Origin of the sequence: Sphingomonas sp. NPDC092440, from assembly GCF_044754985.1 — a bacterium.
Classification (GTDB): Bacteria; Pseudomonadota; Alphaproteobacteria; order Sphingomonadales; family Sphingomonadaceae; genus Sphingomonas.
This window is the reverse complement of sequence record NZ_JBIVQA010000001.1, coordinates 67,723-81,372: the sequence shown is the minus strand read 5'-3', so window position 1 is coordinate 81,372 and position 13,650 is coordinate 67,723. Positions and strand designations below refer to the sequence as shown.

Sequence of the window (13,650 nt, the reverse complement as noted above, 5' to 3'; positions counted from 1 at the left end):
CACAGTGCGCGGAATTTCGGCGGAAATGCAGGCATCGGGCTACCGGAGCGCCGCATCCTGCGTTATTGAGCCGCCCAAACCCTGAGTCCGCAACAACAGGAGCAAGTCGTATACGTCCGCCCATGAATCGCCGCTCGATGGTGGCACCGCCGATGAACGGTCCGCGGTTTAACGAATTCATTCAATCGCCCAAGGTCCGCGTGATCGACCATGAGGGCGAGAATCTCGGCGTGATGTACACGCGCGAGGCGATGGAACAGGCCCAGGAACTCGGGCTCGACCTGGTCGAGGTGTCCCCCAATGCGGACCCGCCCGTCGCCAAGTTCCTCGATGTCGGCAAGTTCAAGTACGAGGCGCAGAAAAAGGCGAACCTCGCCCGGAAGAGCCAGAAGACGCAGGAGATCAAGGAGATCAAGATGCGTCCGAACATCGACGATCATGATTATGATACGAAGATGAAGGCGGTCCACAAGTTCATCGGCGAAGGCGACAAGGTGAAGATCACTCTGCGCTTCCGCGGCCGCGAGCTTTCGCACGGCCAGCTCGGCATGAACCTGCTCAAGCGGGTCCAGGAGGATTGCGCCGAGGATGCCAAGGTCGAATCCTATCCGCGCATGGAAGGCCGCCAGATGCTGATGGTGCTGGCGCCCAAGTGACGCGATACGGCGCTCTGGCGGCGGCACTGCTGCTGCCGGGCGCCGCTTCCGCCCAGACGATCCAGGCCCCGCTCGCCACTGCCCATGCCGACGAGCCGATGGCGGTGCCGGCGGGCTATGCGCGGGTCTGGTCCGACGAGTTCGATGGCAAGCGCCTCGACCCCCGCAAATGGGCCTATGACACCAGCCGCAACAAGGCAGGCTGGTGGAACAACGAGCTGCAATATTACGCCGCGAACCGCCGGGAGAATGTCCGCCTCGAGCACGGCAAGCTCGTCATCGAAGCGCGCAGGGAACGGCTGAGCGGCCGCACCGATTATGGCGGCCAGGACTATAGCTCGGGCAAGATCCAGACCCGCGGCCTCGCCGACTGGACCAATGGCTTCATCGAGGTCCGGGCGAAGCTCGCCTGCGGCAAGGGGCTGTGGCCGGCGATCTGGATGCTCGGCAGCGACGAGAAGGCCGGCTGGCCGGGCCTGGGCGAGATCGACATCATGGAGCATGTCGGCTGGGATCCCGGCCGCGTCCATGGCTCGATCCACACCAAGGCATACAACCACGTCGCCAAGACGCAGAAGACCGCCCAGGCGATGGTGCCGGACGCCTGCACCGCCTTCCACGATTACCAGCTCGACTGGAACCAGGACCGCATGCTGATCGGCGTCGACGGCCGCGCGTTTCTGCGCTTCGACAACGACCGCAAGGGCAATCCCGACACCTGGCCCTTTGCCGGCCCGCAATATCTGATCCTCAACGTCGCGGTCGGCGGCTGGGGCGGCGACAAGGGGATCGACGCGGATGCGTTCCCGTCGCGCATGGAAGTGGATCATGTGCGGGTGTGGCAGAAGCGGCGGGACTAGGTTGAGAACCCAAACCAGTATCTGATTTTCTACCGTCATCCCGGCCTTGCGCCGGGATCCTTCTTCTTCTTCCGTCAGCAAGGCAGCGGGACCCCGGCGCAAGGCCGGGGTGACGAAGGAGGAACATGAGTCCTCAACCTAGCGGCTGCCCGGGAGAAGGCGCTGGCGGAAGCTCCAGTCGCCGCCGCCATCGCCTGAGATCCCGCCCCCGGAATCAGGTCCGGGTCGCCGGGATGACGAATCTGGAAATCGCCAACCCGGCCGAAGCTCAGGCCACGGGCGGTTCCCACAGCTCGATCGGATTGCCCTCGGGGTCGTGGATGCGGGCGAAGCGGCCGGTTTCCGGCGTGTCCCATTCGTCCTTGGTGATGATCTCGATCCCGCGCGCGTTGAGCTGCTCGAGCAGGCTGTCGAGATCGCGCACGCGGAAGTTGAGCATGCAGCTCTTGTCCGACGCGAAATAGTCGGTCGTCGCCTTGAACGGCTCGAACACCACCGGGCCGGGCTCCGGATGCCAGAACCACGGGCTGGTCTGGCCGCTCTGGTCGCCCCCGAAGCCGCCGCCCACGTTCAGCACCTCGCCATACCAGGCCTTGAGCCCCTCGGGATCCCGCGCCCGGAAGAAGAAGCCCCCCAGTCCGATCACCGGCATCGTCGATCTCCTTCCCTCAGGCGGCCTCGGCCACCGTTCCATCGCCCGCGGCAGCCTCGAGCAGGCGGCGCTCGATCGTCTTCAACCGGCCGCCACTCTCGATCTTATCGCCGATCAGGTCGGTCAGATAGAAGGTATCGACCGCGCGCTCGCCATAAGTGGCGACATGCGCCGAATGGATCGTCACCTTCGACTGGAACAGCGCATAGGCAAGGTGAAACAACAGGGCCGGCCGGTCGCGCGCATTGATCTCGACCACGGTGAAGCGGTTCGAGGCATTGTTGTCGATCAGCACGTTCGGCTCGATCGCGAAGGCCTCCGCGCGCGGCCGGACCAGCGGCTTGGCCTTGAGCCGATCCTGGAGCTTGGCGCGGTTGGCCAGCGCGTCGGCGATCGTCGCCTTGATCCGGTTGAGCCGCGCCTCTTCGTCGAAGGGGCGCCCCAGCGGGTCCTGGATCAGGAAATTGTCGAGCGCCATGCCGTCCCGCGTGGTGTGGATGCGCGCGTCGATGATGTTGCCGCCCGCGACATGGATCGCGCCGGCGATGCGATAGAACAGGCCGGGATGGTCGGCGGCATAGACCGTCACCAGCGTCGCGCCGCGCTCGGGATAGACCTGCGCCTCGACCGAGAGCTGGGCGTCGCCCGCCGCGTCGATCTGGCGGGCGTTGCGCTCGAGCACGTCCGCCGGCTCGGCGATCCAGTAGCTCTCGGTCATCCGCTTCCGGAATGCGGCCATTCGCGGCTCGTCCCAGCGGAGCAGCTGAGCCAGCTCCTCCTGCTTGGCGGCGATCCGCTCGGTCCGCCCGCGTTGCTTGTGACCGAGACGGAGCACCTCCTCGGTGGCGTCGTAGAGATCGGCGAGCAGCTGGCGCTTCCAGCCGTTCCACACGCCGGGGCCCACCGCGCGAATGTCGACGATGGTGAGCAGCAGCAGCATGCGCAGCCGCTCGGGGCTCTGCACATGGCCGGCAAAGTCGAGGATCGTCTTGAAGTCGCTCAGGTCACGCTTGAAGGCGGTGGCGGACATGATCAGGTGCCAGCGCACCAGCCATGCCACCGTCTCGGTCTCGGCCGGGCTCATCCCCAGGCGCGGGCAGAACCGCCCGGCGACTTCGGCGCCCAGGATCGAATGGTCGCCGCCGCGCCCCTTGGCGATGTCGTGCAGCAGCACCGCGACATAGAGCGCGCGGCGCTGGGCGATCTGCTTGAAGATGCTGGTCCCGAGCGGATGGTCGTCCTTGAGCTCGCCCTTCTCGATCTGGTTGAGCAGCCCGATCGCCCGGATCGAATGCTCGTCCACCGTGTAGTGATGGTACATGTCGAACTGCATCTGCGCGACGACCCGGCCGAAATCGGGCACGAAACGGCCGAACACGCCCGCCTCGTTCATCCAGCGCAGCACCGTCTCCGGGTTGCGCGGCGAAGTCAGCACGTCGAGGAACAGGGCGTTGGCGCGGGGATCGTCGCGAACATCGTCGACCAGCTTGGCGTCGCGCGCGGCGGCGCGCATCGCCAGCGGGTGGACCTCCAGATTGTGCAGGTCGGCGAGCTGGAACAGCTCGATCAGCCGAACCGGGTCTTCGCGGAAGAAATCGTCGCGCGGCAGGGCGAGCCGGCCACGGTCGAGCGTGAAGCCCTTGAGCTTGCGGGGGCGGCGCCACAATGTCGGGAAGCCGAAACGGCTGCCGCGCGCCGCGAACTTCTCGTCCAGATGGGCCAGGAACACGCCGGTCAGGTCACCCACCACCTTCGCCTGGAGGAAGTAGAAGCGCATGAACCGCTCGACCTTCGACATGCCGGGCCGGTCCGCATAGCGCATCCGCTCGGCGATCTCGCGCTGGACGTCGAAAGTCAGCCGGTCCTCGGCGCGGCCGGTGATCAGGTGGAGGTGGCAGCGCACCGCCCATAGGAAATTCTCGGCCCGGCGGAACTGGCGGAACTCCAGCTTGGTGAGCAGCCCCTTCTCGACCAGCTCGGCCGGCTCGCGGACATTATAGGCGTATTTCCCGATCCAGAAGAGCGTGTGCAGGTCGCGCAGGCCGCCCTTGCCCTCCTTGACATTGGGCTCGACGACATAGCGGCTGTCGCCCATCCGCTTGTGCCGCGCCTCGCGCTCGGCGAGCTTCTCGGCGATGAAGGTGCGCGCGGTATCGGCCTGGACCTCCGCCTTGAAGCGCGCCGCGGCCTCGTCGTAGAGCGCGGTGTCGCCCCATATATAGCGCGCCTCGAGCAGGGCGGTGCGCACCGTCACATCGGCCTTGGACTGGCGCACCATCTCGTCGAGCGATCGCGACGAATGCCCCACCTTCAGCTGCATGTCCCACAGCGAATAGAGCATCGATTCGATCACCTGCTCGCACCAGCCGGTGACTTTCCAGGGCGCGAGGAAGCCGATGTCGATGTCCGAATGCGGCGCCATCTCGCCGCGGCCGTAGCCGCCCACCGCGATCAGCACCATGCGCTCGGCGGCGCTGGGATTGGGGTTGGGGTGCAGCCGCTCCGTGGTGAAATCCCAGAGCAGGCGCAGGAGCTGGTCGATCAGGAAGGCGCCCGCCGCCGCGATCTCGTGCCCCCGCGAGGGATGCTCGGCAAGGCGGGCGGCGATCTCGGCCCGCCCGGCATCGAGCGCCGCCTTGAGCTCCTTCGTCCCCGCCGCGCGCAGCTTCGCCCCGTCCCTGGCCTGCAGCGCGTGGAGCCGCTCGGCAACGCCGCGCCGGTCGATCAGCGCACGGCGATTGGGGACATTGTCGAAGCGGCTGGACATGTGGGGGAGATAGAGGCTCGCGGCGCGCGCGTCATCCACTCAGTTCCTCCCCGAGCTTGTCTCGGGGAGGGGGACCATGCGCAGCATGGTGGAGGGGCGGTGGACGAAGTCCGCCGGCTGCGCCGGCGCCCCCACCACCACCGCCTTCGGCGGCGGTCCCCCTCCCCCAGGCAAGCTGGGGGAGGAATTGCAGAATCAGCCGACAAAGGCGCGTTCCAGCACGAAGCTGCCGGGGTTCGCGTTCGAGCCCTCCGTGAAGCCATGGCCCTCGAGCATGTGCGCGAAATCCTTGATCATCGCGTTCGAGCCGCAGAGCATGATGCGATCAGTCTCGGGATTGAGCGCACGATCGCCCAGCACCGGTGGCTGGAACAGCCAGCCATTCTCGATCAGCTGGCCGATCCGCCCCGTGGTGCGGAACGGCTCGCGGGTGACGGTGGCGATATAGTGGAACTGGAGCAGCGCCTGGTCCGCCACCAGCGGATCGCCCGCCAGCTGCGCGGTCAGCTCGTCATGATAGGCAAGGTCGCTCACCCGGCGCGTCGAGTGGACGATCACCACCTGGCTGAACCGGTCATAGATGTCGGGATCGCGCGCCAGGCTCAGGAACGGCGCCAGGCCGGTGCCGGTGGCGAGCATGAAGAGCCGCTTGCCGGGCAGCAGCGCGTCGGCGACGAGCGTGCCGGTCGGCTTCTTGCCGAGATATACTTGGTCGCCCGGGCGGACGAGCTGCAGGCGCGACGTGAGCGGACCGTCCTCCACCTTGATCGAGAGGAACTCGATCTCGTCCGACCAGGTCGGGCTGGCGATCGAATAGGCGCGCATCAGCGGCTTGCCGTCCACTTCGAGCCCGATCATCACGAACTCGCCCGCGCGGAAGCGGAAGCTTGCCGGGCGCTCGATCGCGAAGCTGAACAAATGCTCATTCCAATGCTTCACCCAGCGGACGGCGCACGTCTGGAACGCGGCATGCTCTGGAAGGACGATCGGCGGACGGGCATGCATGTTCACGGGATAGGTCTCTCTAACTTCACTTCAGCGCCCGACTGCGACGGCAATCCGCGCCACCGCTACGGATAGCGGGAGGCGCGCCTCGGGCTTCACGATCTGCTCGATGATGGCATCGACGCGCGGCTGCGCGCCGGCGCGTGCTAGCGCATGCAGCGAAAGGAGCAAGGCCTCGTCGTCGCCTATTTCCGCCGCGAAGGGCGGTTTGAAGCGAAGTTGGGACAATGATTCGCGCTCGAGCAGCAGCATCGACATATTGAGGTCGGGGAGCATCTCCGCAAGCCCCTGCCCCAGCAGCGCCGGCCCCAGCGCCGAGCAGGGGCAACGCCCGGCACGCACGCTCGCCACCCATTGCCGCATCGAGGAGAGCAGCAATCGGTCGATCGGCGAGACCTCGGCGATGGAGCGATCCAGGAACTGGTACAAAGGCGATCCCCATGCCCCGGGGGGAATCCGGGCACGCGAATCGCCTTAGCGTTTATTGCGAATGATTAGCAATAGCGTAGTTTTTATTCGACCCGCGAAAGCCTGGCTATCTCCGCGGTCAGCGCATCGATCTTCGCGTGCAGGCTGTCGATCTGCACTTCCGTGCGCAGATTGGTCTCATAGTCGAGCCGTGCCTCGAGCCGGTCCTTCGCCGCCTGGCGGTTTTGGCTCATCATGATGATCGGGGCCTGCAGCGCGGCGAGCATCGACAGCATCAGGTTGAGGAAGATGAAGGGAAAGGGATCAAAGGCATGCGCGCCGAGCAGCGCCGTGTTCAGCAGCGCCCAGGCGCCGAGGAACAGGCCGAAGCCGATGATGAAGCTCCACGAGCCGCCCACCGCGGCGACCCGGTCGGCCAGCTTCTCGCCAAAGGTCAGCCGCGCGTCGAACAACGCGTTCGGATCGCGCCCGACGCCCAGGCGGCGGAGATCCGACAGGAAACGGATGGCTGCGTTCATATTACACCTCACTGCCGACCGGCCGCCCTTCCCGATTTCTCGGGGGCCGGTGCGCGAGGTGAGCGGATCAGCTCAGCGCGGCGGCCCTGGGCGGCACGGTCGATCGACTATGATCGTTGCTGGACATGACCCCATTCTCGGAGTTGTGGCGGTTGCGGGCGCACGACTGTGCGTCCAACGCCGAGATGGCGGTGCCATCCCGCGATTTCAAATGAAAAAAGCCGTCATGTTCGCATCGGCGAATCCGCGACCCGTTCCTTCCGGATGCTTAAGCAGTTGCTGGGCACCCCATCCGGGTGCGATGACGGATATGTCTGAGCAACACGGATTGGAAAGTCACGATGCTTCGGGGATGGGCCGATCTCTTGCCGCCGGATGGAAGGTTCCGGGCCTTCGGGCCGGGACCCCGGCGCGCGATCGCCGCCATCGCGATCGCGGCATGAACGAACTGCCGGCCGGTCTGACCGCCGAGCAGGTCGAGGTGCTGCGCCTCGTCCAGCAGAACCTGTCCTCCAAGGAAATTGCCCGCCTGCTCGGGATCTCCAAATCGGCCATCGACCAGCGGCTCGACCGCGCGCGCCAGGTGCTCGGCGCCTCCTCGCGGCGCGAGGCCGCGCGCATCTTCGCCGGGCTCGAGCCGGGATATGACCGAATCACACGTGACCCGGCGGCGCTTGTCTATCCGGCCCCGGCCACTGCATTTCCGTCGGCGGCGGACAGGAACGACATGCCCGTCCAGCGGGTCCAGGCGACGCGGAGCGCGTTCGACATGGAGCCCGGGGCCGGACATGTCAGCCTGCGCCAGCTGTTGAAGGGGGTACGGCCAAATGATCTCAGTACCGCACAGCGGTTCATCCTCACGCTGCTGGTCGCCATCGGCGTGCCGATGCTGCTCGGCGGGTTGAGCATGCTGCTCTACGGCGTCGTCGCCATAGGCCGCCTCTTCCTCCGCTAGCTCTCGCCAAAACCCAATGTCGCAACAACCTGCGCCGGCCCTGCCGCGCGGGGAAAGGAAAACGCATGTCCAATCTCCCGCATCTCGACGCCATCACCATCGTGGCCAAGGCCACCATCGCCGGCGAGCAGGCCTCGGACGCCGCATTGCGCAACCTGGCGGACCTGGTGAGCGCGACCACGACGCAGGCCGAGGCGATCCGGCTTCCGCCCCATGCCACCCAGCCCACGCTCGACCATCTCCGCACCGCGATGATCGCCGCCTTCGACAGCCGCCGCGCGGTGGTCATGGCCCATCAGGAGCTCGGCGCGCTCGCGCAGCGGCTCGGCGCGTCGCCGGAATCCTTCGGCGACCTCTGGCCGTGCCCGCGTTTCCCGACCGGCACCACCGAGCAGGCGCCCCGCCTGCGCGCGGCCGCCTAACGGCTTGACCGCGCCCCATGGGACGGGCAGCCGTCCGTCCCATGTGGCACGTCGCAGTCTTTCTGATCCTGCTCGTCGCGAGCGTCGGCTATGCTTTCTGGCGTGGCGGCTCGCCCGAGAGGATCGGGGCGGCGGTCCTGCTGGGCGGCACGCTGGCATCGTTCTTCGCCGTGTCCGGCGCGCACGCGCGCTGGCTCAATCTGGAAACGGGCCTGCTGATCGTCGATGCGGCGATGCTGGCCGCGATTCTGATCCTACTCGTCCGGGCTAACCGATTATGGCCGATTCCCATGGCCGCGTTGCTGATCGTTCAGGTCGCGGGACACTTCCTGAAGACCCTCGACCCGCACATCTATCCGTTCCTCTATTGGCTCACGAGCAGCCTGTGGAGCTATCTGGTCACGGCCATCCTGATCGTGGCGACGCACAATCATCGCCGGCGCCTGAAGAAATTCGGGCAGGACATCTCGTGGAACGCCTCATCGCGCCGTTCCTCGGCGAGCGATCGGGCAATCTCGCGCGAACCCTGATCGCCGCGCACGGCTCGCTCGCCGCGGTGCTGAGCGCGGACGAAGCGCTGCTCGGCGAGGAACTGGACGGGGACGATCGCGCCGCCGCACTGCTCGCGACCGCGCGCGAGATCCATCTGTTCCTGCTGCGCGAACGCATCCGGGACCGCGAGATCGTCGGCAACTATGCCGACCTCGTCGCCTATCTGCGCGCGGACCTGACCTACAAGCGCACCGAACAGGTTCGCGTGCTCTATCTCAGCTCGGCGAACCGCCTGCTCCGCGACGAGATGGTCAGCGAAGGCTGCCTCGACGAAGCGCCCCTCTATGTGCGGGACATCCTCCGCCGCGCCCTTCAGGTGGGCGCGGGCGCGATCATCGTGGTCCACAATCACCCGTCAGGGGACGCAACGCCCAGCAAGGCCGATATCGACATCACCCGGCAATTGATCGAGGCAGGCAAGACGCTCGGCGTCGTCGTCCACGATCACCTAGTCGTTGCTGGCAGCGGGGTCGTCAGCATGCGGAATCTGGGACTCATCTAAGCCCCAGATCCAGCGATCCTGCCGCACCCGGCGCGGCGCCTGGGCGATCAGGTCGTGCCCGTGCTGGAGGTAGGTCGCAGCGATGTCGAGCCCCGCTTCGTCGCAGATCTCGATGGCCTCGGCGGCCAGGCGCAGGGCGCGGGCGCGCGCATCTTCGTTCGGCATGCGAGGAAAGTATAGTCGTGCGGACGCAGGGTAAAGGACGCGCCCCCACAATCGCTACCGTTACGGATGCATCCCCGCGCTCAGTCCGCCTTCTTCGCGACGCCGACCAGCGCCGGGCGGAGCAGCCGGTCGCGGATCATATAGCCCGACTGGATCTCCTGCACGATCGTGCCCGGCTCCGCCTCGGCGCTCGGCACTTCCATCATCGCCTGGTGACGATTGGGATCGAGCGCCTCGCCCAGCGCGACGATCTTCGAGATGCCATGGCGCGCGAAGACCGAATCGAGCTCGCGGCCGGTCGCCTCCAGGCCGGTCACCAGCCCCTTGAACTTCTCGTCGTCCTTGAGCTCGGCGGGAATCGCGGCAAGCGCGCGCGAAAGATTGTCGGCCACCGACAGCACGTCGCGCGCGAAGCCGGTCGCGGCATAGATCTTGGCGTCCTGCGCCTCCTTCTCGGCACGGCGGCGGACATTCTGCGTCTCGGCCTGGGCATACATCACCGCCGACTTCGCCTCGGCGAGCTGCGCCTCGAGCTCCGCCACGCGGTCCTGCTCGGCCACGGGCGCAGCCTCCGCGGTTTCCGCGCGCAGCGTCGTGTCGTCCGTGTCCGTCACCTTCGATTCTTCGGTCATATTTCCCTGTTCAGGTCAGCAATCGGGCCAATGTGGCCGCCGTGAAATCCACCATGGGGACGACTCGCGCATAGTTCAACCGCGTCGGGCCGATCACCCCCACCACGCCCACCACCCGCCCGTCCAGCGCGCGCACCGGCTTGGCGATCACCGACGAGCCGGACAAGGCGAACAGCTTGTTCTCCGATCCGATGAAGATGCGCGTCGCTTCGCCCTCCCGGGCCGAATCGAGCAGGCGGGCGATTTCCTCCTGCCCTTCGAGCTCATCGAGCAGGCGGCTGACCTTGTCGAGGTCCTCCGTCGCGGCGGTATCGATCAGCCGGGCCTGGCCGCGCACGATCAGCACCGGACGGCGGCCGCCATCCTCGCTCCACACCGCCAGCCCGCGCGCCACCAGCGCCGCCGCCGCACTGTCGAGCGCCGCGCGCTGCTGGCCGAGCTCATGCTCCACCCTGGCCCGCGCCTGGCTGAGCGTGAGCCCGCCAAAGGTGCCGGTGAGATAATTCGCCGCGCGCTGCAGCGCCGCCGGGTCCATGCCGGGCAGCTCGACCACTCGATTCTCGACCGAGCCGTCCTCGCCCACCAGCACCGCCAGCGCGCGGTCATGGCTCAGGGGCACGAAGCCGAACTGGCGGAGCACCGGCTCGGCCTTGGGCACCAGCACGAGCCCCGCACAGGCCGACAGGCCGGAGAGCGCGGCGGTGGTGTTGGCCAGCGCCTCCTCCACCGGCCCGCGCTCGGCGGCGTTGCGCTCGATCGCGGCGCGCTCCTCGACCGAGGGCTCGTTCGCCTGCATCATGCCGTCGACGAACAGGCGCAGACCCGTCTCGGTGGGCATGCGGCCGGCGCTGGTATGCGGCGCCGCGAGCAGGCCCAGTTCCTCCAGGTCCTGCATCACGTTGCGAATCGAGGCGGGCGAAAGGTTGAGCCCCGAGATTTGCGCGATCGTGCGCGAGCCGACCGGCGCGCCGGTGTCGATATAGGACTCGACCACCATGCGGAACACGTCGCGGGCGCGGTCGGTCAGCTCATGGATCGGCGGGGTGATCATGTTCCCGATCTAGGGGCAGCCGCCCCCCGGCTTCAAGGCCGTTCGCCGATCAGCGCCTGGATCGGCAATGCCTCCACCGCCTCGCCCAGCGCCTGGCCGAGCGCACGGTTCCTCTCCGTCCGGCAGCCATAATAGAAATAGAGCCCCTGGCTGTCGCCGATCGCTCGGGTCCAGGTGACGTCGACGCTGGGCATGTCGGTCGCCGCCGGCTCGCAATTCTTCTCGCCCGGCGCGTAGCGCACCTGCCCGCTCTCCGGCCGATACGGCGCCAGCCTGGCGGCAAAGGCATCATATTGCGCGCGGCTGAGCCTGAACGCCCGCTCGCCGGTCACCGCGGTGAAGCGCCGGCCCTCGAACACGCCCGTGCCGTCGGGGCGCACGGTGACGACGTAGATCGGGCAGCGGCCGAAACAGGCGCCGGTCTCGTAGCGGATCGAATCGCCTTCGATCGCCACCGGCCGGCCCGGCCCGCCGCTGGGCGCTACGCAGCCCGCCAGCCCCAGCGTGCCCAGTCCCATGATCAACAGCCTGCGCATTCCCGGTTCCTCCACGGATCACCCGCCGAGACTGGCGCGTTCCCACCGTTACGTCTACGTGCCGCTGCGAACCTTGCAGGAGACTGAAGCAGATGCGCCCTTCCGGCCGCGCCCCCGACGAGATGCGTGCGATCACGATCGAGCCCCATTTCACCCGCCATGCCGAGGGTTCGGTGCTGATCAGCTTCGGCGACACGCGCGTGCTCGTCACCGCCAGCGTCGAGGAGCGGCTGCCACCCTGGCTGAAGGGCAAGGGCGAAGGCTGGGTCACCGCCGAATATGGCATGCTTCCCCGCGCCACCCATACGCGCGGCCAGCGCGAGGCGGCCAAGGGCAAGCAGTCCGGCCGCACGCAGGAGATCCAGCGCCTGATCGGCCGCAGCCTTCGCGCCGTGACGGATCTCAAGCTGCTCGGCGAGCGCCAGATCACGCTCGATTGCGACGTGATCCAGGCCGATGGCGGCACCCGCACCGCCGCGATCTCGGGCGCCTTCGTCGCGCTGCGCATCGCAGTGAACAAGCTGATGGCCCAGGGCCTGATCAAGGAAGACCCGATCACTGCCCAGGTCGCAGCGGTCTCCTGCGGCATCTACAAGGGCACCCCGGTGCTCGACCTCGATTATGACGAGGACAGCGCGGCCGATGCCGACGCCAATTTCGTCCTGCTCTCCAACGGCAACATCGCCGAGGCGCAGGCGACCGCCGAAGGCGCGACCTATGACGAGGAAGGGCTGCTCCGCCTGCTCCGCCTCGCGCGAATCGGCTGCAACCAGATCTTCGACGCGCAGCGGAAGGCAATCGGATGACCGGCGAAGGCGAGACTTCCAGGGACGTCGGCCCCCAGGCCATCCGCACGCTGAAGCCGGGCAGGCTGGTGATCGCCAGCCACAATGCCGGCAAGGTGCGCGAGATCCGCGAGCTGCTGGGCCCCTATGGGATCGAGCCGGTCTCGGCGGCCGAGCTGGACCTGCCCGAACCCGAGGAGACCGGCACCACTTTCGTCGCCAATGCCGAGCTCAAGGCGCTGCAGGCGGCAGACCTGTCGGGCCTGCCCGCGCTCGCCGATGATTCGGGGCTGTGCGTCGAGGCGTTGAACAACGAGCCCGGCATCTTCTCCGCGCGCTGGGCGGGGGAGAGCAAGGACTTCGGCTTCGCGATGCGGCGAGTGGAGGAACGGCTCGCGGCGCTGCCGCCCGAGACCAGCCGCGATGCGCATTTCGTCTGCGCCCTCGCCCTTGCCTGGCCCGACGGGCATGTCGAATGGTTCGAGGGCCGAGTCGACGGCACGCTCGTCTGGCCGCCGCGCGGCGATCAGGGCTTCGGCTATGATCCGATGTTCGTACCCGTCGGCCATGCGCAGAGCTTTGGCGAGATGGAGCCTGCGGCCAAGCACGCGATGAGCCATCGCGCCGATGCCTTCCGCCAGCTCGTTGCCGCGGTGCTCGGCCAGGAAAGGTGATTCGCGCCGCGTTAAGGATTTATTTCCCGCAACCTCGAACCCAAAGTTAAGTTATGACCCTTGCAATTAGAGCCAAGCGAGGGGTCGCAGAAATGGGTTCGTTCCGCCAGCTGGCGACGATGATACGACACGTCCACGAGACGCATGTCCACGGCATCACCGAAGAGGATGGGGAAGAAGTCGCGCTCGCGCAGGCCGAGGCCGATACCGGCCAGCCCGGATTCGTCGATGCCGGGCAGGTCACCGAAACCGAGGATCTGCAAGCCTGACCGCCCGGGGGAGCCTGCTCTCCCGGGCCATTTTCCTATTCTGCGAAAGGCCCCCGGGGCCAGGTCCCTTGGGGGCGGTGGTGGACAGGGCTGGATTCGAACCAGCGTACGCTTGCACGGGCAGATTTACAGTCTGCTGCCTTTAACCACTCGGCCACCTGTCCATGGCGCCGTTCGGCGAGAGGGGGCCCATTGCCGAAGCCCCGCGTCCCTGTCAACG

18 protein-coding genes and 1 tRNA gene are annotated in these 13,650 nt (G+C 67.1%); 9 read left to right on the top strand and 10 right to left on the bottom strand.

What is annotated here, in order from left to right; all coding sequences use genetic code 11:
- The first annotated feature begins 122 nt into the window (after positions 1 to 122).
- Complete coding sequence (gene infC, locus ACIQCS_RS00375; RefSeq protein ID WP_345850364.1) at positions 123 to 656, top strand: translation initiation factor IF-3; 534 nt, start codon at positions 123 to 125, stop codon at positions 654 to 656.
- Positions 653 to 1,516 (top strand): glycoside hydrolase family 16 protein, encoded by an 864-nt coding sequence (locus tag ACIQCS_RS00370; protein WP_345850363.1) that lies wholly within the window; start codon positions 653 to 655, stop codon positions 1,514 to 1,516. Before infC ends, ACIQCS_RS00370 begins: the two co-directional genes overlap by 4 nt.
- Before the next feature lie 268 nt (positions 1,517 to 1,784).
- Here the strand turns inward: ACIQCS_RS00370 and ACIQCS_RS00365 are convergent, their stop codons facing one another.
- From ACIQCS_RS00365 to ACIQCS_RS00345, 5 genes are all read right to left on the bottom strand, one after another.
- On the bottom strand, positions 1,785 to 2,168 hold the full coding sequence (locus ACIQCS_RS00365; protein ID WP_345850362.1) for a VOC family protein: 384 nt from the start codon (positions 2,166 to 2,168) through the stop codon (positions 1,785 to 1,787).
- Positions 2,169 to 2,184: 16 nt separating this feature from the next.
- Positions 2,185 to 4,935, bottom strand: a complete 2,751-nt coding sequence (locus ACIQCS_RS00360) for a [protein-PII] uridylyltransferase (protein WP_345850361.1) — start codon at positions 4,933 to 4,935, stop codon at positions 2,185 to 2,187.
- 195 nt (positions 4,936 to 5,130) lie between these two features.
- Positions 5,131 to 5,940, bottom strand: a complete 810-nt coding sequence (locus ACIQCS_RS00355) for a ferredoxin--NADP reductase (RefSeq protein ID WP_345850360.1) — start codon at positions 5,938 to 5,940, stop codon at positions 5,131 to 5,133.
- 30 nt (positions 5,941 to 5,970) lie between these two features.
- Positions 5,971 to 6,369 carry a hypothetical protein gene (locus ACIQCS_RS00350; protein ID WP_280279369.1) on the bottom strand — a complete coding sequence of 133 codons (399 nt, stop codon included), beginning with the start codon at positions 6,367 to 6,369 and terminating at the stop codon, positions 5,971 to 5,973.
- A gap of 83 nt (positions 6,370 to 6,452) precedes the next feature.
- Positions 6,453 to 6,887 carry a DUF1003 domain-containing protein gene (locus tag ACIQCS_RS00345; protein ID WP_345850358.1) on the bottom strand — a complete coding sequence of 145 codons (435 nt, stop codon included), beginning with the start codon at positions 6,885 to 6,887 and terminating at the stop codon, positions 6,453 to 6,455.
- A gap of 439 nt (positions 6,888 to 7,326) precedes the next feature.
- Here ACIQCS_RS00345 and ACIQCS_RS00340 point away from each other — a divergent pair, with 439 nt between their 5' ends.
- The 4 genes from ACIQCS_RS00340 (at position 7,327) to ACIQCS_RS00325 (ending at position 9,318) form a co-directional block, all read left to right on the top strand.
- Positions 7,327 to 7,842 carry a helix-turn-helix transcriptional regulator gene (locus ACIQCS_RS00340; protein ID WP_345850357.1) on the top strand — a complete coding sequence of 172 codons (516 nt, stop codon included), beginning with the start codon at positions 7,327 to 7,329 and terminating at the stop codon, positions 7,840 to 7,842.
- A gap of 65 nt (positions 7,843 to 7,907) precedes the next feature.
- Positions 7,908 to 8,264 (top strand): hypothetical protein, encoded by a 357-nt coding sequence (locus ACIQCS_RS00335; protein WP_345850355.1) that lies wholly within the window; start codon positions 7,908 to 7,910, stop codon positions 8,262 to 8,264.
- A gap of 41 nt (positions 8,265 to 8,305) precedes the next feature.
- Entirely contained in the window at positions 8,306 to 8,794 is a 489-nt protein-coding gene (locus ACIQCS_RS00330) for a hypothetical protein (protein WP_345850353.1), read from the top strand.
- Entirely contained in the window at positions 8,734 to 9,318 is a 585-nt protein-coding gene (locus ACIQCS_RS00325) for a RadC family protein (protein ID WP_280279374.1), read from the top strand. Before ACIQCS_RS00330 ends, ACIQCS_RS00325 begins: the two co-directional genes overlap by 61 nt.
- On the opposite strand, the gene ACIQCS_RS00320 is transcribed toward ACIQCS_RS00325, so the two are convergent.
- The 4 genes from ACIQCS_RS00320 to ACIQCS_RS00305 form a co-directional block, all read right to left on the bottom strand.
- Positions 9,265 to 9,483: a hypothetical protein gene (locus ACIQCS_RS00320; protein ID WP_345850350.1), complete on the bottom strand. Its 219-nt coding sequence runs from the start codon at positions 9,481 to 9,483 to the stop codon at positions 9,265 to 9,267. The two genes, ACIQCS_RS00325 and ACIQCS_RS00320, sit on opposite strands and share 54 nt — an antisense overlap.
- Before the next feature lie 80 nt (positions 9,484 to 9,563).
- Positions 9,564 to 10,115: a nucleotide exchange factor GrpE gene (gene grpE, locus ACIQCS_RS00315; protein WP_345850349.1), complete on the bottom strand. Its 552-nt coding sequence runs from the start codon at positions 10,113 to 10,115 to the stop codon at positions 9,564 to 9,566.
- Between the two features lie 10 nt (positions 10,116 to 10,125).
- Entirely contained in the window at positions 10,126 to 11,166 is a 1,041-nt protein-coding gene (gene hrcA / locus ACIQCS_RS00310; RefSeq protein ID WP_345850348.1) for a heat-inducible transcriptional repressor HrcA, read from the bottom strand.
- 32 nt (positions 11,167 to 11,198) lie between these two features.
- The gene (locus ACIQCS_RS00305; RefSeq protein WP_345850347.1) at positions 11,199 to 11,702 is read right to left on the bottom strand and encodes a DUF6438 domain-containing protein; all 504 of its coding nucleotides are present in this window, start codon (positions 11,700 to 11,702) and stop codon (positions 11,199 to 11,201) included.
- Between the two features lie 92 nt (positions 11,703 to 11,794).
- Here ACIQCS_RS00305 and rph point away from each other — a divergent pair, with 92 nt between their 5' ends.
- The 3 genes from rph (at position 11,795) to ACIQCS_RS00290 (ending at position 13,430) form a co-directional block, all read left to right on the top strand.
- Positions 11,795 to 12,508: a ribonuclease PH gene (gene rph / locus ACIQCS_RS00300; protein WP_345850346.1), complete on the top strand. Its 714-nt coding sequence runs from the start codon at positions 11,795 to 11,797 to the stop codon at positions 12,506 to 12,508.
- Positions 12,505 to 13,161, top strand: a complete 657-nt coding sequence (rdgB, locus tag ACIQCS_RS00295; protein ID WP_345850345.1) for an RdgB/HAM1 family non-canonical purine NTP pyrophosphatase — start codon at positions 12,505 to 12,507, stop codon at positions 13,159 to 13,161. Before rph ends, rdgB begins: the two co-directional genes overlap by 4 nt.
- 92 nt (positions 13,162 to 13,253) lie before the next feature.
- Complete coding sequence (locus ACIQCS_RS00290; protein ID WP_345850344.1) at positions 13,254 to 13,430, top strand: hypothetical protein; 177 nt, start codon at positions 13,254 to 13,256, stop codon at positions 13,428 to 13,430.
- A gap of 78 nt (positions 13,431 to 13,508) precedes the next feature.
- Here ACIQCS_RS00290 and ACIQCS_RS00285 read toward each other — a convergent pair.
- A tRNA-Tyr gene (locus ACIQCS_RS00285) sits at positions 13,509 to 13,594 on the bottom strand.
- Between the last annotated feature and the right edge of the window lie 56 nt (positions 13,595 to 13,650).